General features: G+C 32.9%; 24 protein-coding genes. 17 read left to right on the top strand and 7 right to left on the bottom strand.

The features are described 5' to 3' along the window. The 8 genes from mutS to ACPYKA_RS01895 all read left to right on the top strand — a co-directional run. A partial coding sequence (mutS, locus tag ACPYKA_RS01930; protein ID WP_479540732.1) for a DNA mismatch repair protein MutS occupies positions 1–1,990 on the top strand: 1,990 nt, incomplete at its 5' end. Positions 1,991–2,006: 16 nt separating this feature from the next. Beyond that, positions 2,007–3,851, top strand: coding sequence for a DNA mismatch repair endonuclease MutL (gene mutL / locus ACPYKA_RS01925; RefSeq protein ID WP_479540731.1), 1,845 nt, complete (start codon positions 2,007–2,009; stop codon positions 3,849–3,851). A 75-nt stretch (positions 3,852–3,926) separates the two neighbouring features. Then, on the top strand, positions 3,927–4,370 hold the full coding sequence (locus ACPYKA_RS01920; protein ID WP_479540730.1) for a Dps family protein: 444 nt from the start codon (positions 3,927–3,929) through the stop codon (positions 4,368–4,370). 21 nt (positions 4,371–4,391) lie between these two features. Further along, on the top strand, positions 4,392–5,348 hold the full coding sequence (gene miaA, locus ACPYKA_RS01915; RefSeq protein ID WP_479540729.1) for a tRNA (adenosine(37)-N6)-dimethylallyltransferase MiaA: 957 nt from the start codon (positions 4,392–4,394) through the stop codon (positions 5,346–5,348). A 61-nt stretch (positions 5,349–5,409) separates the two neighbouring features. Beyond that, positions 5,410–5,637, top strand: a complete 228-nt coding sequence (gene hfq, locus ACPYKA_RS01910) for an RNA chaperone Hfq (protein ID WP_479540728.1) — start codon at positions 5,410–5,412, stop codon at positions 5,635–5,637. Positions 5,638–5,809: 172 nt separating this feature from the next. Next, entirely contained in the window at positions 5,810–6,718 is a 909-nt protein-coding gene (locus ACPYKA_RS01905; protein ID WP_479540734.1) for an AAA family ATPase, read from the top strand. 59 nt (positions 6,719–6,777) lie between these two features. Continuing rightward, positions 6,778–8,025, top strand: a complete 1,248-nt coding sequence (hflX, locus tag ACPYKA_RS01900; RefSeq protein ID WP_479540727.1) for a GTPase HflX — start codon at positions 6,778–6,780, stop codon at positions 8,023–8,025. Then, complete coding sequence (locus tag ACPYKA_RS01895) at positions 8,026–9,303, top strand: methionine gamma-lyase family protein (RefSeq protein ID WP_479540726.1); 1,278 nt, start codon at positions 8,026–8,028, stop codon at positions 9,301–9,303. Between the two features lie 354 nt (positions 9,304–9,657). On the opposite strand, the gene lexA is transcribed toward ACPYKA_RS01895, so the two are convergent. Then, a complete protein-coding gene (gene lexA, locus ACPYKA_RS01890) occupies positions 9,658–10,275 on the bottom strand; it encodes a transcriptional repressor LexA (RefSeq protein WP_479540725.1) in 618 nt (205 codons plus the stop codon). A gap of 203 nt (positions 10,276–10,478) precedes the next feature. Here lexA and ACPYKA_RS01885 point away from each other — a divergent pair, with 203 nt between their 5' ends. The 8 genes from ACPYKA_RS01885 (at position 10,479) to ACPYKA_RS01850 (ending at position 17,952) form a co-directional block, all read left to right on the top strand. Further along, complete coding sequence (locus ACPYKA_RS01885) at positions 10,479–10,712, top strand: DUF896 domain-containing protein (RefSeq protein ID WP_479540724.1); 234 nt, start codon at positions 10,479–10,481, stop codon at positions 10,710–10,712. A 25-nt stretch (positions 10,713–10,737) separates the two neighbouring features. Then, on the top strand, positions 10,738–12,738 hold the full coding sequence (gene tkt / locus ACPYKA_RS01880; RefSeq protein ID WP_479540723.1) for a transketolase: 2,001 nt from the start codon (positions 10,738–10,740) through the stop codon (positions 12,736–12,738). 83 nt (positions 12,739–12,821) lie between these two features. Continuing rightward, positions 12,822–13,046 (top strand): YneF family protein, encoded by a 225-nt coding sequence (locus tag ACPYKA_RS01875; RefSeq protein ID WP_336260941.1) that lies wholly within the window; start codon positions 12,822–12,824, stop codon positions 13,044–13,046. 140 nt (positions 13,047–13,186) lie between these two features. Next, positions 13,187–13,543, top strand: a complete 357-nt coding sequence (locus ACPYKA_RS01870) for a hypothetical protein (RefSeq protein WP_479540722.1) — start codon at positions 13,187–13,189, stop codon at positions 13,541–13,543. 32 nt (positions 13,544–13,575) lie between these two features. Beyond that, positions 13,576–14,535: a peptide-methionine (R)-S-oxide reductase MsrB gene (gene msrB / locus ACPYKA_RS01865; RefSeq protein WP_479540721.1), complete on the top strand. Its 960-nt coding sequence runs from the start codon at positions 13,576–13,578 to the stop codon at positions 14,533–14,535. Positions 14,536–14,577: 42 nt separating this feature from the next. Next, on the top strand, positions 14,578–14,781 hold the full coding sequence (locus ACPYKA_RS01860) for a DUF6501 family protein (RefSeq protein WP_479540720.1): 204 nt from the start codon (positions 14,578–14,580) through the stop codon (positions 14,779–14,781). Between the two features lie 130 nt (positions 14,782–14,911). After that, a complete protein-coding gene (locus tag ACPYKA_RS01855) occupies positions 14,912–16,438 on the top strand; it encodes an FAD-dependent oxidoreductase (protein WP_479540719.1) in 1,527 nt (508 codons plus the stop codon). Between the two features lie 116 nt (positions 16,439–16,554). After that, complete coding sequence (locus ACPYKA_RS01850) at positions 16,555–17,952, top strand: polysaccharide deacetylase family protein (RefSeq protein WP_479540718.1); 1,398 nt, start codon at positions 16,555–16,557, stop codon at positions 17,950–17,952. Positions 17,953–18,095: 143 nt separating this feature from the next. Here the strand turns inward: ACPYKA_RS01850 and ACPYKA_RS01845 are convergent, their stop codons facing one another. From ACPYKA_RS01845 to ACPYKA_RS01825, 5 genes are all read right to left on the bottom strand, one after another. Continuing rightward, complete coding sequence (locus ACPYKA_RS01845) at positions 18,096–18,890, bottom strand: phosphotransferase family protein (protein ID WP_479540717.1); 795 nt, start codon at positions 18,888–18,890, stop codon at positions 18,096–18,098. Between the two features lie 129 nt (positions 18,891–19,019). Beyond that, positions 19,020–19,670, bottom strand: a complete 651-nt coding sequence (locus ACPYKA_RS01840; protein ID WP_479540716.1) for a kinase — start codon at positions 19,668–19,670, stop codon at positions 19,020–19,022. A 157-nt stretch (positions 19,671–19,827) separates the two neighbouring features. Then, the gene (locus tag ACPYKA_RS01835; RefSeq protein WP_479540715.1) at positions 19,828–20,532 is read right to left on the bottom strand and encodes a metallophosphoesterase family protein; all 705 of its coding nucleotides are present in this window, start codon (positions 20,530–20,532) and stop codon (positions 19,828–19,830) included. A 155-nt stretch (positions 20,533–20,687) separates the two neighbouring features. Beyond that, entirely contained in the window at positions 20,688–21,074 is a 387-nt protein-coding gene (locus ACPYKA_RS01830; protein ID WP_479540714.1) for an FAS1-like dehydratase domain-containing protein, read from the bottom strand. 71 nt (positions 21,075–21,145) lie between these two features. Further along, on the bottom strand, positions 21,146–21,772 hold the full coding sequence (locus ACPYKA_RS01825; RefSeq protein ID WP_479540713.1) for an ECF transporter S component: 627 nt from the start codon (positions 21,770–21,772) through the stop codon (positions 21,146–21,148). A 258-nt stretch (positions 21,773–22,030) separates the two neighbouring features. On the opposite strand from ACPYKA_RS01825, the gene ACPYKA_RS01820 reads away from it, so the two are divergent. Then, positions 22,031–22,627 (top strand): L,D-transpeptidase, encoded by a 597-nt coding sequence (locus tag ACPYKA_RS01820; protein WP_479540712.1) that lies wholly within the window; start codon positions 22,031–22,033, stop codon positions 22,625–22,627. Positions 22,628–22,724: 97 nt separating this feature from the next. Here ACPYKA_RS01820 and ACPYKA_RS01815 read toward each other — a convergent pair whose 3' ends face one another. Further along, positions 22,725–23,045: a rhodanese-like domain-containing protein gene (locus ACPYKA_RS01815; protein ID WP_479540711.1), complete on the bottom strand. Its 321-nt coding sequence runs from the start codon at positions 23,043–23,045 to the stop codon at positions 22,725–22,727. Positions 23,046–23,100: the final 55 nt, after the last annotated feature.

The following is a 23,100-nucleotide window of genomic DNA, read 5'->3' as shown; positions in this document are numbered from 1 at the left end:
GTTACAAATTGTTCTTTCATATGAAGATGAGGTAAATTTTATTGGTGAATTTCGTCATTTACTTGAAAATCTTGAGGATGAACGATTTTTAAAAGCATTTAGTAGAATCTTAAATTATATCGTACATACGCAAAAAAGATCGCTTCACCATTTACAAAAACCAAAAATAATAAAATTACAAAATTATGTTTCGCTTGATATGTACTCTAAGCGTAACCTTGAATTAACGGAAACAATTCGAAAAAAAGATAGGTACGGTTCTTTACTTTGGGTACTCGATAAAACAGTTACCGCAATGGGAGCTAGAACCTTAAAAAGATGGGTAGAAAGACCCTTAACGGATAAAAAGAGGATTAATGACCGTTTACAAGTTGTTGAAGCATTAACTAATGCGTTTATCGAGCGAGATGCCTTGAGGGAAGCTTTAAAAACTGTCTATGATCTTGAAAGACTTGCAGGGCGTGTGTCATTTGGTAATGTCAATGCGAGAGATTTGATCCAATTAAAAGAATCTTTACAATCTATTCCAAAAATAAAAGAAATTTTAGAGGCCATTCCTGATTCACATACGCAAGCAATTAATGAAAAAATATTTTATCCAGAAACAATCATTTCATTGTTAGAAAGAAGCATTAACAATGAACCGCCTATTTCAATAAAAGAAGGAAATATAATTAAAGACGGGTATAACGAACAATTGGATGAGTATCGTAACGCATTAACAAATGGTAAAGAATGGATCCTGGATTTAGAACAAAAAGAAAAAGATATTACGAATATCAAATCATTAAAAATTGGGTATAACCGAGTTTTTGGATACTATATTGAAATTACCCATGCAAATAAACATTTAATTCCAGAAGGACGTTATGAAAGAAAACAAACGCTCACAAATGCTGAACGGTATATAACTCCTGAGTTAAAAGAAAAAGAAACACTTATATTAGAGGCTCAAGAAAAAAGTGTTGAACTTGAATATGAGCTTTTTATAGATATTAGAGAAAAACTGAAAGAAGAAATAGAAACGATCCAACAATTGGCTAATATTATTAGTCAAATTGATGTCTTACAATCATTTGCTGAGGTTAGTGAACGAAATAACTATAAACGACCATTATTTGTAGAAGAAAATTTATTGATTAAAAATGGACGTCATCCGGTGATAGAGAAAGTGATGGAAGATGGAAGTTATGTTCCTAATGATATTAAACTAACAGAGGATAAGTTTATATTACTGATAACCGGGCCCAATATGTCCGGTAAAAGTACGTATATGAGACAATTAGCGTTAACAATCATTATGGGGCAAATAGGTTGTTTTGTTCCCGCTGATGAAGCAAGAATTCCGATTTTTGATCAAATTTTTACGAGAATTGGTGCGGCAGATGACCTTGTTCGTGGCCAAAGTACGTTTATGGTTGAAATGTTGGAAGCAAACAATGCACTTAAAAATGCAACGGATAAAAGTTTAATCTTATTAGATGAGATTGGAAGAGGGACGAGCACCTATGATGGCATGGCACTCGCTCATGCGATTGTTGAGTATATAAATAATCATATTAAAGCAAAAACATTGTTTTCCACACACTATCATGAGTTAACAGAGCTTGAAGAATCATTAGAACATGTGAAAAATATTTATGTTCGTGCGGAAGAATATGAAGACAAAGTTGTATTTTTACATAAGGTTGAAGAAGGCCGGGCCAATGAAAGTTACGGAATTCACGTCGCTAAATTAGCAGATTTACCGGAAGAATTAATTGAGCGGGCAAAAGTTATTTTAAATGAATTAGAAAGTAAAGGTACAGATACAGCGGCTGCACCTTTAGAACAACTGACATTTTTTGAGGAACCTGCAAATAATAAAAAAATAGAACGAAAACCAAAAGAAGAAGCAGTTTTACATGAATTGAAAGAAATGAATCTGTTAGAAATGACACCACTTGATGCAATGAATGTGCTTTATAAATTACAGAAAAAAATCAACTAGATAGGACGGTGATTTTTTGAAAATACAACAACTCCCGGAACGATTAGCGAACAAAATAGCTGCTGGGGAAGTTGTGGAAAGACCCGCTTCTGTTGTTAAAGAGTTAATAGAAAATAGTATTGACGCAAATAGTACCGTCATCAAAATTGAATTAAAAGAAGCTGGGCTAACACAAATTAAAGTGACAGATAATGGAGATGGGATAAGTAAAGAAGATTGTAAACGGGCATTTCTGCGCCATGCAACTAGTAAGATATCGTTCGATACTGATTTGTTTCATATCCATTCCCTTGGTTTTAGGGGAGAGGCTTTAGCAAGTATTGCATCAGTAAGTAAAGTGACGATTAAATCTTCAATGGGTGATGAAGCAGGTACAAAATTGTACTTAGACGCAGGGAAAATTATTAAAGAAACAAAAAGTGATGCAAGAAAAGGTACTGAAATCACCGTTGATAACTTATTCTTTAACACACCTGCTAGGCTAAAATATTTAAAAACAATTCATACAGAATTAAGTCATATAACCGATTTAATATATCGGTATGCACTCGCCCATCCACAAGTTCGATTTGACGTTATCCATAATGGAAAATCAATCTTTCAATCCCCTGGTTCTGGAAATCGCCTTCAAGTAATCTCCGGGATATATGGGATGCAAGTAGCGAAAAATATGTTAGCGATCCAAGAAGAAACACTCGATTTTAAAATAGATGGGTTTATTGCAAAACCGGAAATTACTCGTTCAAATCGCAGGTTTATAACATTGATTGTAAATGGTCGGTATATTAAAAGTCCCGCATTATCTCATGCAATTATACGAGCGTATGACACACTTCTTCCGATACATCGTTATCCGATTGTGGTGATGAGCATTCAATTAGATCCAATATTAATTGATGTTAATGTTCATCCTACAAAATTAGAAATCCGCTTTAGTAAAGAAAAAGAATTAATTGCACTAATTGAACGAATGATCCGGGATGTTTTTAAAAAGCAAACATTAATTCCAACGATTGAAGAGAAGCCAAAAAACATGCAAGAAAAGGTAAAAACGGAGCAAGAGAAATTTACTTTTTCTCCTCTTCAAGAACCTGAAATAAATGTACCAAATAATAATCAACAAATAGCGACTGAACATATTAAAGAACCTAAACATGAAGAGCAGCTTGTAGATGATATACCTAACGAAGATCTTGAACAAGAAGCAATTTCCTTTTCTGAAGATGATTTAAGTGAAAATAATAATGAAAGTGAAGGATACAACAACGAGCAGGAACGTGTACCACCAATGTATCCGATTGGTCAGCTACAAGGAACGTATATTTTAGCACAAAATGAAAATGGTTTTTATATGGTTGACCAACATGCAGCCCAAGAAAGAATTAAATATGAATTTTATAAGGAACAATTAGCAAAACCAAATGAAACAGAACAACAACAATTATTATTTCCACTTACCTTTGAATTTACAATGAATGAAATGACATTTATAGAAAATAATTATGATCAGTTACAACAAATCGGTTTGTTCCTAGAGCCTTTTGGGAATAATACGTATGCAGTACGGGCATTTCCAGGCTGGTTTCCGAAAGGGCAGGAAGAAGAAATTATTCGCGATCTTGTCGAACAGATTATCCAAGAAGGGAAAGTAAACATTGGAAAATTGAGAGAAGAAGTCGCTATTTTGATGTCTTGTAAACGATCTATTAAAGCAAATCATTACCTTACTGATCAAGATATGGTACGATTATTAGAAGATTTAAGAAAAACGAATGATCCTTTCACTTGCCCACATGGAAGACCAGTGATTATTCATTTTACCTATTATGAAATTGAGAAAATGTTTAAACGTATCATGTAGCATGAATAAATTGCCATCTGTCGTTAAAGCTATTATATAGGTTGTTCAAATACAAAAAAACGATTGAGGTGCAATATGGATCGACAGTATTTAATCTTGTTCTTAAATCAGTTGTTAGCAAATTATTTTGTTATTTATGTAAAGCTTCATCGCTATAAATGGTTTGCGAAAGGCGAGCATGTATTTCAACTTCAGCCTATTTTTGAAGAACTTCATGGTACCTGGAAAAAAGATATCGATCGTCTTAGTGATCATATTTTATCAATGGATGGAAAGCCATACGCAACAATGATAAAATATGTTAAAGAAGCAACTATTGAAGAAGCGACAGCGGATGATGAAGAAGAAGAAATGATGGAACAATTATCTGATGATTTTACAAAAATAACAGAAGAAATAGAGGAAATTGGACTTAAAAGAGCGAAAGAAGTAAATGATGAACTTACTTTATATTTTCTACTTTCTTTACAACAAAATATCAATAAATACATTTGGAGACTCAAAGCGTATTATAAATAGCAATTTGGCAGGGGAGAAAACGTGAAAAATGTCATCGTAATTGTTGGACCAACAGCTGTTGGAAAAACAAAACTAAGTATTGATCTTGCAAAGTGCTTTCATGCTGAAGTTATTAGTGGGGATTCCATGCAAGTATATAAGGGACTTGACATCGGTACTGGAAAAATTACAGAGCATGAAAAAAATGGCATCCCCCATTTTATGCTTGATATCAAGGAGCCAGATGAATCCTTCTCGGCAGCGGAATATCAACGCTTGGTACAAAAACATATAGAAGAAATTAATGATAGAAACAAAGTTCCTATTTTGGTAGGTGGAAGTGGCCTATACATTCAGTCTGTTTTGTACGATTATAATTTCAATAATCGGAAACGGGATAATCATATAACAAAAAAGCTTGAGCAAAGATTGCAAGAAGAAGGTAATCAAGCATTGTACGATGAATTAAAGCAAATCGATCAAGAACAAGCCCAAAAAATACATCCTAATAATTATAGAAGGGTCATTAGAGCTCTGGAAATCTATGAAACAACCGGGCTAACAATGACTGAAATTCATAAAAAACAGAAAAACAATCCTCGTTATAATCATATTATGATTGGGTTGGAAATGGATCGAAAAACACTGTATAATCAAATTAATAAACGAGTCGATCAAATGGTTACTGATGGATTAATTGAGGAAGTTACTTTCCTATACAAGCAAGGGTATGAAAACTGCCAATCCATGAAAGCAATTGGTTATAAAGAAATCATTCCGTATATAAAAGGCGAAGTCGACTTGGACACAGCAGTTGAAACATTAAAGAGAAATTCAAGGCGCTATGCCAAAAGACAATTTACGTGGTTTAAAAACCAAATGGATATTGAATGGTTTCAGATTGATACTTCCAACAGTAACCTATTTCCATCGATAGTCCATACGATTGAAAATACAATAACAAAAAAATATAGTATACCTTGTTATAAAAGGAGCTAAGGTCTAAAACAAGACCCCGGTCTTCTTTAAAAATATAGATAGAAAATGAGGAGGAGAAAGAATGGCTCAAACAGTCAATATTCAAGATCATTATTTAAACCAGCTTCGAAAAGAAAGGGTTGCTGTTACGGTATTTTTAACAAACGGTTTTCAATTAAGGGGAATTGTTAAAGCATTTGATAACTTCACTGTATTACTGGATTCTGAAGGAAAACAACAACTTATTTATAAACATGCAATTTCTACATTTGCACCATCAAAAAATATAGAAATTGATAATAAAGAATAATTTTATTACCCCTTGCCCGTAATGCTTACATAGCTTTTTCGTTTCCCATAATTTAAAGCACTAAAAAAGCGATTTTCTCGTTTGGAGATTCGCTTTTTTTCTGGGCATTTATCACATATAATACTTTCTGACGTATACTAAAAGTGCGAGGGGTGATAATTTGAATACGCAAATGATTCACAACGATAACGGGAAAATAAATATTATATTACGTGAGCAGAATAAAAATAGCACTAAAAAACAAACACCTTATATTTTAAAGAATCATCAAGAATTAAAAATAATTGATCATCATTTTTCATCTTTTGTTGGCTTAAAACATTTTAAAGAAATTATTAAAGAAATATATGCAACAAAAGTAATGAATAGTAAACGAGAGCAAATGGGTCTATCTGTTAATAAACAAGTGCTTCATATGATCTTTAAAGGAAATCCGGGAACAGGTAAAACAACGATTGCTAGAGAGTTAGGAAACGTTTTGTATAAATTAAATATTTTGTCAAAAGGTCATTTTATTGAAGCGGAAAGAGCAGATTTAGTAGGGGAATATATTGGCCAAACAGCACAAAAAACACGCAATTTAGTACAAAAAGCTTTAGGTGGTATATTATTTATAGATGAAGCTTATTCCTTAGCTCGTGGTGGACATAAAGATTTTGGTAGGGAATCAATTGATACATTAGTGAAGCAAATGGAAGATCATCAAAATGATTTTCTCTTAATTTTAGCCGGTTATCCAGAGGAAATGAATCGTTTTTTATCTTTAAACCCTGGTTTAAAATCCCGATTTCCTTTTCATATTCCTTTTCATGACTATAGTTTGGATCAATTGATCGAAATTGCGATTCAAATGGCATCCGAAAGGGAATATGAACTGTCAGATAAAGCGATTTGGAAGCTTCGTAGTCATTTAAGAGAGCAAATCACTTACAATACTTCCCATTTTGCAAATGCAAGATTTGTACGCAATGTTATTGAGAAAAGCATACGCATGCAAGCGATTAGATTATTAAGTGTAAATGACTGTACGATGAAAGATTTACAGGAATTAAAAGCAGAAGATATACAATTTGAAAATTAATATTATTATACAAAAAGACTATTATTAATTGCATTTCTATCTGAAAAGAGGGTTACTATTTGGCAAATGAAAATGTTTTAATCATGGCTGTTAAAAAAAATACGGAGACGGACTATCATTTTGAATCCTCTGTAGCAGAATTAAAATCGTTAAGTCATACGGCTGGCGGGAGAGTAAAAGAGGTAGTCGTTCAAAACCGTGAGCAAATTCATCCTTCTACTTATGTAGGGCAGGGAAAGGTAGAAGAAATTAAACAATTGATTTTAGCGAATGATATCGAACTTGTTATTAGTAATAATGAGCTATCTCCCGGGCAGTTACGTAATTTAAATGATCATTTTGGAGTTCGTGTAATTGACCGTAGCCAACTAATTTTAGATATATTTGCCAGTAGAGCAAAAACGAAAGAAGGACAACTCCAAGTAGAGCTCGCACAATTACAGTATATGTTACCACGGTTGCATGGAATGGGGTTAGTTTTATCCCGATTAGGTGGTGGAATCGGCACAAGAGGTCCAGGTGAAACAAAACTGGAGACGGATCAACGACATATCCGGAGACGTATTGATGAAATTAAAAGACGTTTAAAAGATGTTGTAAAGCAAAGAGAACAGTACCGAAAAAGAAGAAAGTTAAATAAAGTTTTTCAAATTGCAATTGTAGGTTACACAAATGCAGGAAAATCAACACTTTTTAACCGTTTAACAAATGAATCAGCTTTGGAAGAAGATTTATTATTCGCTACACTAGATCCATTAACAAGGCAAATTCATTTACCATCAGGTTTTCAATGTCTCATCACAGATACAGTAGGATTTTTACAAGATTTGCCCACTTCCTTGATAGCCGCTTTTAAGTCTACTTTAGAAGAAGTAACGGAGGCTGATTTTTTACTCCATGTTGTAGATGCATCTCACGAAGGTAACGAACAGCATCAGAAGACAGTGAAGGAAATTCTTCATGAACTTGATGCGGATCATATACCAATGTTAACTTTGTACAATAAGGCTGATTTACTTCATGATGACTTTTTTGCTACTCAGCATCCGTATATGGTAATGAGTGCATATAAAAAATCAGATCGCGAAAATTTATTAATAAAGATAGAAGAGATTTTAAAACAAGAGTGGATTTATTATTCATTATCCCTTTCACCTGCTGATGGAAGGGTAATGAATCAATTTGGAATTCAATCGATCGTGACAAAGAAACAATATAATGAGGAAACGAATATGTATGATATAGAAGGGTTTATCCGCGAAGCCCACCCTTTATTGGCATATTGTAAAGGAGCAGAAGATAAATAAATGCTAAACAATTTAGTACTACAAGCCGAAACAGATTGTGCGACAATTTTTGATCAAGTAAATAAAATGGTAGAAGTAAATCAGAGACGCGTGCTTGATGCCTTTAAGTCTGAACAAATTGGTGATTTCCATTTTAACTCAACGGATGGTTACGGTTATGATGACAGTGGACGTGATGGGCTGGAAGCGATCTATGCTAACGTATTTGGGGGCGAGGATGCACTTGTTAGACCGCAAATAGTATCAGGAACTCACGCGATTGCAACAGCTTTATTTTCTTTATTATATCCTGGTGATGAGCTACTGTATATTACAGGAAGCCCTTATGATACGTTAGAAGAAGTTATCGGAAAAAGAGCAAACAGCCCGGGATCATTAAAAGATTATCAAATATCTTATAATGAGGTTGCTTTATTAAATGATGGTTCAATAGATTATGATGGAATTAAATCAGCGATTAATGAAAAAACAAAAGTAATCGGTATTCAACGTTCCAAAGGGTATGAAGATAGACCATCTTTTACAATTGCTGAAATTGCAAAAATGATTAAGTTTGTAAAACAAATTGATAAAGAATTAATTGTTTTTGTTGATAATTGTTATGGAGAATTTGTTGAAGAGAAAGAACCTCTCCATGTTGGAGCAGACATAATCGCAGGATCTTTAATTAAAAATCCCGGAGGTGGACTTGTACGTGCCGGAGGATACATTGTTGGAAAAGAGGAATTAGTATTAAATGCTGCAAACAGATTAACAGCTCCAGGACTTGGAAAAGAAGCGGGAGCAACCTTACAAATGTTACAGGAAATGTACCAAGGCTTTTTTCTCGCACCTCATATTGTTGGTGAAGCACTTAAAGGTGCCATTTTTACATCTCGTTTACTTGACTTACTTGGAATTAAATCGACTCCATTTTACAATGAAAAAAGAACAGATATCATCCAAACCATTACATTTGGAAATGAAGAATCAATGATTGCTTTTTGTCAAGCAATCCAAGAAAATTCACCGATTAATTCATATGTTTCGCCTTATCCAAGTGAGATGCCCGGATATGATGAAAAAGTTATTATGGCTGCCGGCACATTTATTCAAGGGTCAAGTATCGAATTGTCGATAGATGGCCCAATCAAACCTCCTTTTATTGCTTTTATGCAGGGTGGATTAACCTATGCACATGTAAAGATTGCAATTACGGAAACCATTAAAAAGTTGATTGAAAAAGACCAACTTATATTATCGAAAGAACTTGTAAAAGATGTCGAGAAAATCCGCTGAAAATGACAATTTGCATAGGGGGAACTTCTGTCAGAAAAGCCCACGTCCTTGTCAGAAGAGTCACCACTTCCTGTGAAAGCTCTGTTGCTTGCTTTTTTCGCTTCTTGGAAAAAAATACCACTTTTTCCGACGAGCAAGAACATCTACGCTTATTAACTGCATACGCTCCACCATTCAAAGCTGCAGTGTCTCGAAATGCAACGTACAGACGTACTAGCGTCGGAATTACTAGCGGGACGCATAGCGAACTTAGACGACGTTAATCCTTTTCATCGGAACACACACTAAAATAGTAATTTTAAAAAGCTAGGGAATAATCTCTAGCTTTTTTCATAGTAAAAGTTTAACTACATATTAAAAATTACGGTATAATCCAATGACTTTACCTAATATGGAAACATTCTCTAAACGGATCGGCTCCATTGTATCATTTTCGGGTTGGAGACGAATATGATCGCTTTCCTTAAAAAAACGTTTAACAGTTGCCTCATCTTCATCGGTCATCGCGACTACAATATCACCGTTTTCTGCGGTTGTTTGTTGTTTAACAATCACCCGGTCACCGTTAAGAATGCCAACATTGATCATACTTTCCCCTTCAATTTCAAGCACAAATAAATTATCGCTTTGATGTGCAATAGAACTAGGAACAGGAGTGTATTCTTCAATATTTTCAATTGCAGTTATCGGAGACCCAGCGGTTACTTTACCAATTACCGGTGCATATCTTGCAGCATCTTTTTCAATATCATTATCTGACTGGTCTAATATTTCAATTGCCCGAGGTTTAGTTGGATCTCGTCTTATGTATCCTTTATTTTCAATTCGTTCTAAATGACCATGCACAGTGGAACTTGAAGCAAGTCCAACAGCTTTTGCGATTTCTCGTACAGAAGGTGGATAGCCTTTTGTTTCTACTTCATTTTTAATAAAATCAAAAATCATTTGTTGTCTTTTAGAGAGTTTCTTCAACAGGGAACACCTCACTTTTTTTATTACTTATATCATACCATTTTAGTGAAAAAAGTCAAACATAAGTTCTCTGTTTTGACTTATAAATGTTTAAACTTGAAAGAGTTATCTTGAAAGCATAATATAGAAGAGTATGTAGATTTCGTTTAATTTTTTACTAATTTTAAAAAATTAAGTACAATAGTAGTAATGAGGTGATCGTGATGATGTCAAAAGAAAAATTAAACCGAATTAATTACCTCGCAAACAAATCAAAAGCAGAAGGACTTACGAATAAAGAAAAAAAAGAACAAAAAGAACTTAGGGAGGAATATCTCCATAATATTAGACAGTCTTTTACAAATCAAATAAGTACTTTAACTGTTATTGATCCAGAAGGACAAGATGTTACACCTGAAAAAGTAAAGAAATTAAAAAAGAATAAAAAATTTAAATAAATTTATTACTTGAAAGGAAGATAGCATGTTATCACAAATTGAACAAAAAGCAATTAATACTATTCGTACATTATCTATTGATGCAATTGAAAGAGCAAATTCGGGTCATCCAGGTTTACCAATGGGTGCAGCTCCAATGGCGTATTCGTTATTTACCGATTTTATGAACCACAATCCTAAAAATTCAAAATGGTTTAACCGTGATCGTTTTGTACTTTCAGCAGGTCATGGTTCTATGCTATTATATAGTCTTCTTCATTTATCAGGATATGATGTCACGATAGAAGATCTTAAAAGTTTCCGTCAATTTAAATCTAGAACTCCAGGACATCCAGAAGTATTAGATACAGATGGCGTGGAGGCGACAACAGGCCCTTTAGGACAAGGTGTGGCAATGGCTGTAGGAATGGCTATGGCAGAAGCTCATCTTGCTGCAAAATATAATAAAGATGGTTTTAATATTATCGATCATTATACATACTCATTAGTTGGTGACGGCGATATAATGGAAGGTATCTCGCACGAAGCAGCTTCTTTAGCTGGTCACTTAGGTTTAGGAAAATTAATCGTACTTTATGACTCTAATGATATTTCTCTTGACGGAGATTTAGACCGTTCATTTTCTGATCATACACAAAAACGATTTGAAGCTTATAACTGGGAAGTAATCCGTGTTGAAGATGGAAATGACCTTGCTGAAATTAGAAAAGCAATAACTAAAGCTAAAGAAAATACGGAGCAACCAACTTTAATAGAAGTAAAAACAATTATCGGATATGGTTCTCCGAATAAATCGAATTCATCGGCTTCTCACGGAGCACCACTAGGAGCAGATGAAGTTAAACTAACAAAAGAATATTATAAATGGGAACATGATGAATTTCATGTGGATACAGATGTATACAATAATTTTGAAGAAAAAGTAGTTAAAAAAGGCGCGCAATCAGAAGAAGAATGGAATAAATTATTTAATGAATATAAACATAGTTATCCTGAACTTGCGACAGACCTTGAACTGGCGATAAATAATAAGTTACCGGAAGATTGGGATAAAAATCTACCTCGTTATGAAGCTGGAAAAGACAAACTTGCAACTAGAGTAGCTTCAAGTGATGCTATTAATGCACTCGCAAAGTCAATTCCAAATTTATTTGGTGGTAGTGCTGACTTAGCAAGCTCAAACAATACGATGATAAAAGATGACGGCGACTTTACGAAAGCAAGCTATGATGGCAGAAATATATGGTTTGGTGTTCGTGAATTTGCTATGGGTGCAGCATTAAATGGAATGGCTTTACATGGTGGTTTAAAAGTTTATGGGGGAACATTCTTCGTATTTAGTGACTATTTACGAGCTGCCATTCGATTATCTGCCATTATGAATACACCAGTTACTTATGTGTTTACACATGATTCAATTGCTGTTGGGGAAGATGGACCGACACATGAACCTGTTGAACAATTAGCATCACTACGAGCGATGCCTAATTTATCCGTAATCCGTCCAGCTGATGGAAATGAGACACAAGCAGCTTGGCAGTTAGCATTAGAATCAGAAGACAAACCTACAGCACTTGTTCTAACGCGTCAGGGCTTACCAACACTTCCAAACACTGCAGATAAAGCGTATGAAGGTGTAAGCAGAGGAGCTTATGTGATTTCTGATGCTAAAAATGAGCCTGAGGCAATTTTACTTGCTACAGGGTCCGAAGTCAGTTTGGCTGTAGAAGCTCAAAAAGTTTTATTGGACAAGAATATTGATGTGAGGGTAGTAAGTATTCCTTCATGGGATCGTTTTGAATCACAAGATGAAACATATAAAAACGAAGTAATACCAACACATATTAAAAAGAGAGTTGCAATTGAAATGGCTTCCTCATTTGGTTGGGAACGATATGCAGGTGATGAAGGTAAAATTATTGCAGTTGACAAGTTCGGTGCCTCAGGAAAAGGCGACGTTGTTGTAAAAGAATATGGTTTTACAATTGAAAATGTTGTGAGACACGTAGAAGATTTATTGAAATAACCTTACGTTTGTCTAATGTTGCCGAATTGTTTATACTGTAAAAGGAATTAGTTAAGGTTGTATTTTAAGGAGGAAATTGTTTCATGTCAACAATATGGGTAGTGCTTATTGCTCTCTTGGCACTGATAGCAGGAGTTGCTCTCGGATTTTTTATTGCTAGAAAATATATGATGAACTATTTGAAAAAGAATCCACCAATTAATGAACAAATGTTACGTACGCTAATGATGCAAATGGGTCAAAAACCATCACAGAAAAAAATTAATCAAATGATGCGTGCAATGAACAATCAAATGGATAAAAAATAAAGAAATTATAGCCTTTCCCGTAACATTATATGGGAAGGCTTTTTTCATAGATTTTTAAAGAGATTATTGTTAAGATATAAGTTACATCTCACCATATGCTTACATACAATAATGTAGAATTTAAAAAAAGGGTGAGAAACATGGTAAATCATAATTATCATACGGTAGTTTTTCAACCAGTGAGAAATACTCCTTTTAATTATTTCCCACAAGGAAATACTATCGTACGACCCGAAAATGTTCGGACTCAAATTTATGGAAAAGTGAATGAATATGTTGCAAGAGCATTAGCTTATATTCAATACATTATTCGAATGATCGAGTCAAGTACACCATTCTTTGATAAATACGGACCAGTCCTACAAGAAGTACCGAAGATGTATCATTTAGTTAAAGCATTAAATGAGATAAAAGATGGAGGAACTTTAGAACGAAATAATGAAGTAAATAATGATGAAATAACGTATGAAGGCCCTCCACCTCGATTATTTATTTAAATCAATCCATGTTTGACAGGAGGAAATAAACTATGACTAAAAAATTAGAAACAGCAACATTCGCAGGTGGTTGTTTTTGGTGTATGGTTGAGCCGTTTGATGAGAGACCTGGAATCGAGAAAGTAATTTCCGGTTATACTGGCGGAACAGTAGAGAATCCAACATATGAACAAGTTTGTTCCAATACAACTGGACACGTAGAAGCAGTGCAAATCACGTTTGATCCAGCTATTGTTCCATATGAGGAACTTGTTGAATTGTTTTGGCAACAAATCGATCCAACTGATGCTGGAGGACAATTTCACGATCGCGGGGACTCTTATAAAACAGCGATATTTTACAATAATGAAGAACAAAAGAAAACCGCAGAAAAATCCAAACAGGACTTAGAAGCAAGTAAAAAATTTAATAAGCCAATTGTAACGAAAATACTTCCGGCAAAAACTTTTTATCCAGCAGAAGAAGAACATCAATATTACTATAAGAAAAATCAGTTTCACTATAAAACATATAAAAAAGGATCTGGTAGAGAACAGTTTATAAAAGACAACTGGACGAAGAAATATGACAAAGAAGAATTAAAAAATAATTTAACTCCAATGCAATACTTTGTTACACAAGAAAATGGAACAGAACAACCATTTCATAACGAATACTATGATCATGAAGAAGAGGGAATTTACGTTGATATCGTTTCCGGAGAAGTTCTATTTTCCTCCAAAGATAAATTTGATGCCCAATGTGGCTGGCCAAGCTTTACAAAACCGGTTGTTAATCAGCAAGTTACCGAACACCTTGATACTACACGTGGTATGATACGAACGGAGGTAAGGAGTAAAGAAGCTGATTCTCATTTAGGACATGTTTTTGAAGATGGACCTAAAGAACATGGGGGATTACGATATTGCATTAACTCTGCAGCACTTCGTTTTATAAAAAAAGAAGATATGGAAAAAGAAGGATATGGGAAATATCTTTACTTATTTAAGTAAGTTACAATAATAATATTATGTAAACTAAAAAGAGGAGATTATATGATTCATTTAAATTGGGAAAACAAGCAACCGGTCAAGCAAGTAAAATGTATTCATTCAGATGCAAAAAAATATAAAGTAAACAATATGTTAACAAAAGGAAAAGAATATGATGTTATTAATGAAACTGAAGAATTTATTTTCGTAATTGATAACAGTAATCGAGTCGCCGGTTATTATAAAGAATATTTTGAAGTGAATTAAATAATATTGCATTTCAAAAGTCTAAATCCAGTACATACTGAATTTAGACTTTTTTTATTTCTTCTTACACATATTTACTATTTATTATGGGAATATTATCAATTACTATTGACTAAAAGGAGTTACTAAGATGACGAGCCCTTTACCTAAACAATCTACCAGTTATTGGTACGATTCCGTTGAATTGCCAAGATTTGATAAATTAAAAGAGAAAATTAAAGTTGACGTTGGTATTATAGGAGCAGGAATGACTGGTATTACTGCCGCATATTTACTTTCAAAACAAGGTCTAAAGGTATGTCTTATCGATGCGGGTCAAATTCTAAATGGAACTACTGGTCATACTACCGCCAAAATAACCGCACAACATGGAATGATTTATGATGAATTTATCAGCCACTTTGGAGTAGAAAATACACAACTTTATTATGAAGCAAATATTCAAGCTAAAAATTTTATTGAAAGTATGATTAATGAATACGAGATAAACTGTCAATACACGACAGAAGATGCATATCTTTATACAAAATCAGCTGACTATATAACAAAACTAGAAAATGAATATAAAGCTTATGAAAAACTAAATATTAAAGGGGAGCTTATAGATACTGTCGATCTACCTTTTCCAGTAAAAAAAGCTTTAAAAATGAGTGAACAGGCACATTTTCATCCGTTAGAATATCTAAAAGCATTACTTCAAGCATGTAAAGAAAACGGTGTAGAAATTTATGAAGAAACAAGAGCTTTAAATGTAGAGCATAATAAACATCCAACAATTATTACCGAGGATGATCACCGAATCCTTTGCCGTTATGTAATTCAAGCATCACATTATCCATTTTATGATGGAACCGGTTTTTATCCAGCTAAAATGTATGCAGATCGTTCCTATATTATAGCTTGTAAAACGAATAAAGCAGTAAAAAATGGGATGTATATAAATGCAGAGACACCAACAAGATCAATACGACCAATTGAAATAAATAATGAGGATTTGTTACTTATTGCTGGAGATGCACATAAAACAGGTCAAAGTAATGAGCCAATGATCTCGCATTATGAGGCACTCCAACAATTCGCCGAAAATAATTTTGGATTACAGGAAATATTATATCGCTGGTCAGCACAAGATTTGGTTACATTGGACAAGATACCATATGTTGGCCCTGTTACTAAGGCGCAGTCAAATGTATTTGTAGCGACTGGTTTTAGAAAGTGGGGGATGACGAATAGTACAAATGCTGCACTTCTGATAACTGATTTAATCACTGAACAAGATAATCCATTTAAAGAATTATTTTCACCTGGAAGAGATATTAAAGCCGATCCATCTATCCGAAAAATAATTAGTTATAATACAGATGTTGCGAAACATTTAATAAAAGGAAAAATGGAAAGACCCGAGGAAGATATCGAAACACTAGAACCAAACGAAGGTTGTGTGACAACTGTTCAAGGTGAACGAGCAGGTGTATACAAAGATGCTGATGGCAGGCTACATGCTGTTGATACGACATGTACCCATATGGGGTGTGAAGTTCAATGGAATGATGCAGAAAATACATGGGATTGTCCATGTCATGGCTCACGCTATACGTATACAGGCGACATTTTGAACGGTCCGGCAGTAAAACCACTGAAGAAATTAGAGTTGTAAACCAAACATATCCATAAATTTCTCGTTGTTATTTGTAATCTGTTTGATATATAATTAATTTAGACAAAAAAAGACAGATCTCACTAATTTATTTTTCAACAAGGGGAATATGGATAATGTTAATCGCAAAAAAAAGGGTCATTTTATCCTTCGTTATTTTAGTTTGCATTTCTTTAGCTCTTGTTTTTACCAGTAATTCAGGAGCTGTAAAAACTTCAAACGAAGAGAAAGTGTCTTCACAAATTTTAAATGATGAAATTAATAAAGGGATCAAAATTCAAACGGAAACGAAAGAGACAGAAATACTCACCACATTTAAAATGATCCCTTTTTTAAATATTGAGGCAATTGATAACCCAATACATAAATGGGCAAGTGACCAAGAAAAAGTTTTTACAGAAGAGTTAGAAAAATCGGGGATATCAGGAGGCGAAAAAATACCTGCACATTTAAATTATCAAACTGATATCCATAAACTTGATGAGAATATATATAATTTCGTTATTACGGTAGAGCAATTTATACATAATGAAATGAAAAATACATATGTTAAAACCTATATGGTCGATTTAGAAAATAAATCATTTATAAGCATACCTGATATGTTTGCTGATACGGATAAATTAGTAACATTTCTAACAGAAAAAATAAAAGATGATAAGGAAATAACAAAAGATGTTCTAAATAACCTTTATGACTTGAATTGGGAAATCCACGACGATGAATTTATCCTCTATATTAATCTAGATGAAGAATTAAATAATGAGATTAAATCATTAAAAATCCAGTTAGTTGAATTACATAGTTATTTAAATGAGGATTATAAAGAAATCTTAATTTCTAAAAAAATAGCAAAAGAAATAAAAGCAATTGAAGAAAAGAAAAATAATAAAAATAGAAAACTAGATCCAAATGGAAAATATATTGCACTTACTTTTGATGATGGTCCACATGCTACGAATACAATTCAAATTTTAAAAACTTTAAAAGATTATGACGCAAAAGCAACATTTTTTATGTTAAGTAAAAATGTAGAGTTTTATCCAGATATCGCTAAAGAAGTAGCAAAATCAGGGCATGAGATAGGTAATCACAGTATTACTCATGTTAATTTAAATGCAGTTAACAATAATCGAATGAAAACCGAAATAGTAGAATCAAAGCAACAAATTAAAGAAGTTACTGGGATCGAACCACAATTATTCAGGCCACCTTATGGTGAACAAAACCAAGTAGTTATCAATCATTCCGAAAAAACAAATCAATCAGTGATTTTATGGTCTATAGATTCTTTAGATTGGAAATCAAAAAATGTAAAATCAATTTATAATACTACGATAAATCAAGTTCGACCTGGTTCAATCATTCTATTTCATGACATACATAAACAAACTGCAGACGCTTTACCGTTAATTTTGGATTCTTTAACTGATAAAGGATATGAATTTGTAACTGTTTCAGAACTAATTCCGTTATTAGATCAAAATGGAATTGGGCCATATTATGGAAATTAACTATGAAAATATGAAACTAAGATGTACCAACTTCAGGTACATCTTTTTGATTCAGCATTTACTTCTTATAATATATATTATGTAAACTAAAATTTTTTTAAAAAACATACCAATAACGCAACTAGTTTAGCTGATTAGTATAATTAAAAAAACTTATATAACCCGTTAGCAAAATAATCATAATTGTCTTCATCAATTATTTTATTGCCATAGCCTTCAAAAAAAATTTGTTTTTCTATTTCATTTTCAAAAGCATTTGGTTTAGGGCGAATAGCTAAGGATACGTCATACCTAGGGTCTCCATATGCTCCACCACTCCAATCAATAACTCCAGTAATTACTCCATTTGAAATCATAACATTATCAATCGTAAAATCTCCATGAATAAGAGTTTCTTTATATTTTTTTGGTTTCTTAACTTTTAATCTTTCTAATAATCCTTTAGTTCCTTCAACGTCGTAATTATTTAGATTATATTCTGCTTCAAATAACATTTGATTAAGCCACGGTTGTTTCATTATAAGTTCATCGGGACAAGGAGTTGAATGAATTTTAGACAAGATTTCGCCAAAACTAAATATAATTTCTTGTTGTTTTTTATTGTTATATTCATTAAACAAAGCCATCCTTAAAGTTTCTCCCTCTATAAAGTCTAAAAGAGCCCATGATTCGCAATTATTATTCTTTTCTATGAACTTTTTCACTTTTGGTACAGGTAAGTCCGTCTCATTATTCAATCTATTTAAAATAGATACTTCCTTTTTCAACATTGAATTAAACCATTTTTCCCTTGTCCTTTTAAGTGCAAACAATCCTTGGTCACTTTCAATTATTCCTAAATTTGATGTATAGCCTTGACGTGGAAAACTTATAGAAATTATCTTATTTAAGAATTCTTTAATCTCAGTTGGAATTTCATCAATATTTATTGGTGACAATTGTATCCCCCTTGAACCTTTTATACAACTATCCTGCACCGTTTGTTTAAGTACATTTTTTTATCTTATTTATAACACTCATATTTATTATTTAAGGTACACAGTGCAATAATAAACAATAATTTGGGTTTATCTTTCATTTTGAGTCCGATCATATGTCTTTAATATTATATCTGCACCTTTATAGGGATTTTCCACCTTTATGTAGTGATCTTCACCCAACCAATATCTTTGATTATATTTATTTAATCTTGCTTTGTAATCTCCGATGTATAAATCACGATTTAAAACTCTTTCCATTCTGAGTTCACGAGGACAATCAATATATATAACGAAATCTAAGTATTTTTTCCATTCCTTTCTTTGAAGGAAAATACCTTCAATTAACAAAATATTTTGAGGATTTACTTCAATTTTTTTAGTGGAAATTAAATCATTTTTCTTATCATAAAAAGGTAAAGATAATTCGCTACAGTTGTTATGTAATTTATAGAACAAGTCATTTCTCAACATTTCAATATTCCATTGTAAATAATAATACTCATACCATTCCGGATGTCCTGTTTCGTATCGTTTATTTCTTTCCACAATATAATCATCAATGTGAATTAATAATGTCTCAAAATTATTCACATATAAATATTGATAAAGCTTTTTTGCTAACGTAGTCTTCCCCGAACCGCCTAATCCATCAATTCCAACAATAAAAGGACGCTCCATTATTTGGTTTACTTGATATTTTTCTAACAATTTAACAAATATATCTTTTATAGTCAACAATTAATTAACCTCTTTTAATTACAAAACAGCTTATTTAAGGGTTCATTTTAAGTAATATTGATTAAAACCTTACAAATCTGTTCCGTTTGTTTAAGTACATTTTTTCATAATGTGATTTAATACACTCATATTTATTATTTAAAGTACACATTGTTAATCATGGCCCTTCATAAGGTGGCTTTAAGTAATGTTCAGTGAAATCTTCTTTGTTAGGCGTGTTAGTTTTAAGAATTCTTTCGGCAGCTTCTTTTGTATCATACGGAGTTACCTTTAATTCAACTTCAGGGCCAAGTAAAGCCCAACAAGCTCCATTTGCTCGGCTTTGTAAGCCAACACTTCCAGGATTTATAATACGTTTATCATCAACCATGCGATCAAACTGGATGTGTGTATGGCCACAAACAATAATATCTTGTGATACATTTTCAATCATTGGTCGAATTTCGTTCTCAGTAGTATTTATTCGAATTGCCTCTTCGTCGCTGCGAGGCGATCCATGTACGAATAAAACTTCACCCAAACCATCAACATTCAAAATCGTTTTTTCAGGTAAACTCTTTAGAAATCTTAATTGTTCTTCCGTTAATTGATCCGCACACCATTGGTTTAACTCAGCTGTGAAGTCATCTAATCCTTTTTCTTTCCCGTAACGGTAGGAAACCTCACGATCGACATTCCCTCTAATAAAAATAAATTCATCTTTATATTCCATTAATAGATCCATAACCTGACGTGGTTCGGGTCCCCAGGCTAAATCTCCACCAACTATAACTTGGTCAACATTTATCTTTCTAATTGCTTCTAAAACTGCTTTTAAGGCTGAAAAGTTAGCATGAATATCGTAAATAGCAGCTACACGCATTGCGCTTGCCTCCTCCCAACTGAATTAATTTCACTTTCATTCTGAAGATAATCTGATAGCTATCAATCTCTATTTAGTAATTTGAGAGCAACAATTTGTTTGCTCAAATATATCTTTCGTACATTAACATTTAGTTTTTAATTAACTTTAACCGTCTAATGTTCTGTTAATATGATTCCATCAAAGTTTCCTCCCAATACTTGTTTTTCATTTTGATTTTTGCATAAAAAAGTTGCTAAGATATAAAGTCTATTATTATCTTTCTTATCTAGTTTTTCTATTCTGACTTCACAACTTATTGTATCTCCAGTAAAGACGGGTCTAAAAAATTCAAAATTCATTGTACGAGCAAGTACATTGTAATCTCCACCAACTTTTGTCGGTAATGTAGCAGTTAACAATCCTTGAACTACCAGTCTCCCCAGTTCATCGGGATTCGTATGGTGATCCCCTTCATCCATGGATACTTTAGTAAACATTTCAACATCTTCTTTTTTGAATGTCCGTTTAAATCGAATGATATCTCCCGCTTTTAAATTCAAATTAAACCCTCCTAAAATTCAATGGATTTATTAATTTTGCTCCCTTCCAATTTAATTAAGTTTTAATCCCTTTATTCTTTTTTCGATACTTGAAACAATGTTGGTGTCACTGCCATAGTCACAATACCTGCAAGGATAGCTTCAGCAAGTCCATTTGTGAAAAACACAGTTAAAATGGCTTTATAAATTGCATTTGTACTGCTGGCATTAATTGCTTGAGCATAGGCGTCTTGAAATATTAAAGAAATAGACCCCATGACTAGAAATGTATGAATAAAAGTTGTTAGTAAACCAGTTAAAAACAAGGCAGCTTTTTTATTAGCACTTTTCTTTGTTATCACATTACGAATAACTTTTAAAATATAGTAAGGAATAATTCCAATGATGATCCTCGGAACAATTGCAATAAATAACGCCCAAAAACTCCCTTGGCTTGTGCCTAGTACTGGTATAGCCGGTGAAAATGCAAACGATAACAAAGTTGGAGTAATTGTATTTATTGCGATACTAGTTAATCCAAACATAAGTCCTAAAAAAGCACCTATTTTCGGTCCTAAAATAATAGAAGCTATAATGATTGGAATATGAATAATTGTTGCTTTGATTACACCTAAATGGATAAATCCTAACGGTGTAAATGCAAGTAGCAAAATGATGGATAAAAAAATTGCAGTGATAGTAAAGTCTTTTATTTTCAATTTTAAACTCCTTTTCCAATAATCACTTAAATATTATTCAATGCCGCAATACTACATAGCTGTTGCTTTTACAACCAAGATAAATGATTCACTTTTTAAAACTATATCTGCTCAAAATTGGGTTGTGGCATACACCAAATATAGCCCATTATAACATTAATGATCGTTTCTTGCTTCTGCAAAATATTTCTTCAAGTTTGTATAAAATCAAAATAATATGGAAAGCTTTTATTAACTACATAAAAAGGCTGGAAACAAATGAAAAAAATTATTATTTTCTTTCTTTTTTTACAATGGTTTATCATTTCACCACAAGCAATATATGCGGAAAAAAAGCTTGATTACAGTTTAAAGGTTGATTTATTTGAAAAGCAATTAGATGTATATAAAAACAATAAAGTAATAAAAAGGTATTCAATTGCTATTGGGTCTGATCTGTCCCCTACCCCTATCGGTACATATATTATAACTGAAAAGTCAAAGTCTTGGGGAGGTGGTTTTGGATCTAGATGGTTGGGATTAAATGTCCCTTGGGGTGTTTATGGTATTCATGGTACAAATAAACCTCATTTAATAGGTGAAAATGTTAGTAGTGGCTGTATTCGTATGCAAAACAAAGATGTTGAAGAACTATTTGAAATAATCGATATAGGTACTGAAGTTCGTATTGAAGGTCCAATCACGGGCGTTGGAGAAGGAGAATATAAAAATTTATCAGTTGGGTCTAAAGGTAACTTAGTTCAACTTGTACAAGGACGATTAAAAGGGCTTGGTTTATATGATGGTGATATTAACGGTATATATAGACCGAAGAGGCAGTTAGAACGTTTCAAAAACAACAAAATTTATCCGTGAATACTTATTGCTCGGATTATTAGAATAAAAAACGTCTCAATTGATAAATAACAAAAAAAGTTTTAAGTATCAACAGACACTTAAAACTTTTAAGTTATTAAAAATTTGAATCGATTGGTCCAGTCCAGCCGACCATACCTGGCAGGACATTATACACTTCTTCAAACCCATTTGCTTCTAGAATAAAACATGCTTGATTGCTTCGGCCACCAGATTGACAAATAATAAAAATTTCTTGTTCTTTATTTAATTCATCACAACGTTTTTCTAGTTGACCTAACGGAATAAGGACAGAACCAGGAATATGACCCTGGGCATACTCTTCCGTTTCACGAACATCGAGAATAACAGTAGCATTTTTTTCTAACTTCTGTTCTAGATCCTCATTCGAAATATGATTTTTATATATTGTTGTCATGCTTGAACCCCCATTAAAAATAGCATACTTTATCATTTTAATGGATAAGTTGTTT

This window comes from Pseudogracilibacillus amylolyticus (SeqCode), from assembly GCF_051918545.1.
Lineage (GTDB): Bacteria > Bacillota > Bacilli > Bacillales > Amphibacillaceae > Pseudogracilibacillus.
The sequence above is the reverse complement of the archived record's forward strand: the minus strand, read 5'-3'. Positions and strand labels throughout refer to the sequence as shown.

Excerpts from the sequence above, each read along its gene's own strand:
- ACPYKA_RS01870 (WP_479540722.1), top strand. The coding sequence starts at position 13,187 with ATGGTAAATCATAATTATCATACGGTAGTTTTTCAACCAGTGAGAAAT.
- ACPYKA_RS01820 (WP_479540712.1), top strand. The coding sequence starts at position 22,031 with ATGAAAAAAATTATTATTTTCTTTCTTTTTTTACAATGGTTTATCATT.
- ACPYKA_RS01850 (WP_479540718.1), top strand. The coding sequence starts at position 16,555 with ATGTTAATCGCAAAAAAAAGGGTCATTTTATCCTTCGTTATTTTAGTT.
- msrB (WP_479540721.1), top strand. The coding sequence starts at position 13,576 with ATGACTAAAAAATTAGAAACAGCAACATTCGCAGGTGGTTGTTTTTGG.
- ACPYKA_RS01860 (WP_479540720.1), top strand. The coding sequence starts at position 14,578 with ATGATTCATTTAAATTGGGAAAACAAGCAACCGGTCAAGCAAGTAAAA.
- tkt (WP_479540723.1), top strand. The coding sequence starts at position 10,738 with ATGTTATCACAAATTGAACAAAAAGCAATTAATACTATTCGTACATTA.
- ACPYKA_RS01885 (WP_479540724.1), top strand. The coding sequence starts at position 10,479 with ATGATGTCAAAAGAAAAATTAAACCGAATTAATTACCTCGCAAACAAA.
- ACPYKA_RS01875 (WP_336260941.1), top strand. The coding sequence starts at position 12,822 with ATGTCAACAATATGGGTAGTGCTTATTGCTCTCTTGGCACTGATAGCA.
- ACPYKA_RS01920 (WP_479540730.1), top strand. The coding sequence starts at position 3,927 with ATGGATCGACAGTATTTAATCTTGTTCTTAAATCAGTTGTTAGCAAAT.
- ACPYKA_RS01895 (WP_479540726.1), top strand. The coding sequence starts at position 8,026 with ATGCTAAACAATTTAGTACTACAAGCCGAAACAGATTGTGCGACAATT.
- hfq (WP_479540728.1), top strand. The coding sequence starts at position 5,410 with ATGGCTCAAACAGTCAATATTCAAGATCATTATTTAAACCAGCTTCGA.
- ACPYKA_RS01835 (WP_479540715.1), bottom strand. The coding sequence starts at position 20,532 with ATGCGTGTAGCTGCTATTTACGATATTCATGCTAACTTTTCAGCCTTA.
- ACPYKA_RS01905 (WP_479540734.1), top strand. The coding sequence starts at position 5,810 with ATGATTCACAACGATAACGGGAAAATAAATATTATATTACGTGAGCAG.
- ACPYKA_RS01815 (WP_479540711.1), bottom strand. The coding sequence starts at position 23,045 with ATGACAACAATATATAAAAATCATATTTCGAATGAGGATCTAGAACAG.
- ACPYKA_RS01855 (WP_479540719.1), top strand. The coding sequence starts at position 14,912 with ATGACGAGCCCTTTACCTAAACAATCTACCAGTTATTGGTACGATTCC.